The following is a 2,467-nucleotide window of genomic DNA, read 5'->3' as shown; positions in this document are numbered from 1 at the left end:
TTGCAAACGCTTGAACCCAGGCATAACAAACGGGTTCAAGTCGCGACAAAAACTTGCAACCCTATTATATCAGTAGTAGTAATAGGAGAATGATTAACAGTAGGAGTATGAGTAGGACTCACTCCCTAATTGTGGAGATATTGATATATAAAAACCTCATACTCAACTCACGCGACAGCGCGGTAAAAAAAGGAAATGAGCTTGAGGGCGATATAGATATCGAAGGGGATTTTTTCCGTCCCGACTTGAGCAGCGGAAAAAATAAAAAATTATTTTGTCATTTTATGTCAATTACGCCAAAAGCGGAAATTAGCCCCCCCGCAGGCGTGCAGCTTCGCGTACGCCCATTTGGCGCCTTTGGCGGAGAGTTCTGTGGCTTAAAGCTGCGGAACGCTTGCAGCGTTTTGCACAGCGAACAAAAGCGAAACGGCGAGAACGGCTGCGATTGCTTGCGAATTGCAGAAGCTGTCAAGTGAGGCGCCTCCTTTTTTGTATCTTTTACGCCGAAAAGAGAGAACAGATGCAGAATTTCCAACGAATCTTCGACATGCTCTACAAAATCAGTAATTGAAAAGGATAATTATGACGCAAAGAACTATGACACACGACGTGATGTACATTATAGAATCATTGGCACCAGGAGACCCAGAAACAGGGAAAAAATTAGCCGACGAGCTAAAAAATACTCCAGGCTTATCAATTAGGCCCGAAGAAATTATTTATGTAAAACTTAACGCAAAAGAAGATATTTATGATTACCTGTTAAAAATTGAATCTGAAAGCCGTGAAAAGCATCCAATCATTCATTTTGAGATGCACGGCTGTGAAGAATGCCTATCTACAACAGATTATTATTTAAATCTCAAAGATAAAAACAGGCTTATATCTTGGAGAGACCTTGGATATTTTCTTCGAAGAATTAACATCCAAACAAAAAACAATCTTTTTGTCACCCTAGCTGTATGCATTGGAGCCGCATTCATACGAAGTTTTAGTCCCACAAGAGCTGCGCCAGCAAACTGTTTTGTCGGCTCATATTCTGAAATACTTGTCCCCAATCTTGTAATATCATATGACGCATTTTACAAATCTTTCCTTGCAGACGGCGATTTAGACAAAGCAAATACCCTCATCAATCAGGTAAGTAAAGATTGGTTTGAACAAAACCATGATGAACTCATAGCTTTAAAAATCCCTCAAGAATATATAGACAACTTCCGCTATGATTTCATATCAAGTGAAAAACATTTCAAATTATTAGCGGATATTTCTTTGAAAGAAGATGCAGATAAAACTTTCGAAAGAATAAAAGAAAAATTTAACGAGGTCGAAACGGATGAGGAAAAGAGAAGGATATTTGATGAAGCGTATAAACCAGCAAGAGTGAGCTGCATAAAGAAAATGGGCAGTAAATTTTTCATGACAGATTCAATTCCCGAAAACGAAAAAATTATAGAGGATATTGTTAAAGACTATATGTAGAACTTTTGGCAAGAAAACGATATAAATGTGCAACAGATTTGTTGCACTTTTTTTATGTTAAAACTTCCCCCCCATATTACATCCAGAATGGAGATTAACAAATGTTCCTCAAAATGTCGAACCTCAAATCCGCAATCGCAAATATGCCCCGAGCAATAGAGAAAAACGACAAAAAATTACTTTATTACATCCACAGTACGGTTTCTGAGCTTTTATTACATCTTGATGAAGAAAAGAAGATGCAAAATAGAAACAAAAGAGAAAATGCGCAACCCATTGTAGATGAAATAGAAAAGGTCCTAAAAAAATATCGTCTTAAACAAACCGAATAAAAACCAAATTTGCCATAAACATTTTTATGAGGTAAAGAAATGATTTATGGCTATATTCGAGTAAGCACCGATAAACAGACTGTCGAAAACCAGCGATTTGAAATAAGCAACTTTTGCCGTAAAAACAATTTAAAAGTTGACGGGTGGATTGAAGAAACAATAAGCGGAACAAAAAAGATTGACAAAAGGAAACTAGGCAACCTTTTGAATATGGTAAAAAAAGACGACCTAATCATCTGTGCAGAATTAAGTCGTCTCGGGAGGAACTTATTTATGATAATGGACATTCTCAATATCTGTATGAATAAAGAATGCAAAGTCTGGACAATCAAAGACAATTACAGGTTAGGAGAAGATATTCAAAGCAAAGTTCTCGCATTTGCATTTGGACTAAGTGCGGAAATAGAACGCAATCTGATAAGCCAACGAACAAAAGAAGCCCTCAATTTGCGACGAAAGGAGGGCGTTGTTTTGGGACGACCAAAAGGTCGAAAGACTAGCCCTGAAAAACACAAGTTATTCGGGAAAAAAGAGGAAATCAACAAGCTTCTTGCTCACGGAATGAGCCAAAGAAAAATCGCCAAGCATTACAATGTCGATAGAAATACGCTTGCAAGATTTTTAGGAAAAATGAAGTAATTAAAGGAGCGTTT

At 37.4% G+C, this 2,467-nt stretch carries 4 protein-coding genes; all 4 read left to right on the top strand.

The genetic code is table 11. The features are described 5' to 3' along the window. The first annotated feature begins 89 nt into the window (after positions 1-89). The 4 genes from IKG78_RS00465 (at position 90) to IKG78_RS00450 (ending at position 2,453) form a co-directional block, all read left to right on the top strand. A complete protein-coding gene (locus tag IKG78_RS00465; protein WP_290938028.1) occupies positions 90-476 on the top strand; it encodes a hypothetical protein in 387 nt (128 codons plus the stop codon). 106 nt (positions 477-582) lie between these two features. Next, positions 583-1,482, top strand: a complete 900-nt coding sequence (locus tag IKG78_RS00460) for a hypothetical protein (protein ID WP_290938026.1) — start codon at positions 583-585, stop codon at positions 1,480-1,482. Positions 1,483-1,583: 101 nt separating this feature from the next. Continuing rightward, the gene (locus tag IKG78_RS00455; protein ID WP_290938024.1) at positions 1,584-1,814 is read left to right on the top strand and encodes a hypothetical protein; all 231 of its coding nucleotides are present in this window, start codon (positions 1,584-1,586) and stop codon (positions 1,812-1,814) included. Positions 1,815-1,853: 39 nt separating this feature from the next. After that, the gene (locus IKG78_RS00450; RefSeq protein WP_290938022.1) at positions 1,854-2,453 is read left to right on the top strand and encodes a master DNA invertase Mpi family serine-type recombinase; all 600 of its coding nucleotides are present in this window, start codon (positions 1,854-1,856) and stop codon (positions 2,451-2,453) included. The last annotated feature ends 14 nt before the right edge of the window (positions 2,454-2,467 follow it).

The organism is Fibrobacter sp. (assembly GCF_017545445.1).
In the GTDB taxonomy this organism is placed as follows: domain Bacteria; phylum Fibrobacterota; class Fibrobacteria; order Fibrobacterales; family Fibrobacteraceae; genus Fibrobacter.
This window is presented reverse-complemented; position numbering and strand designations above follow the sequence as displayed.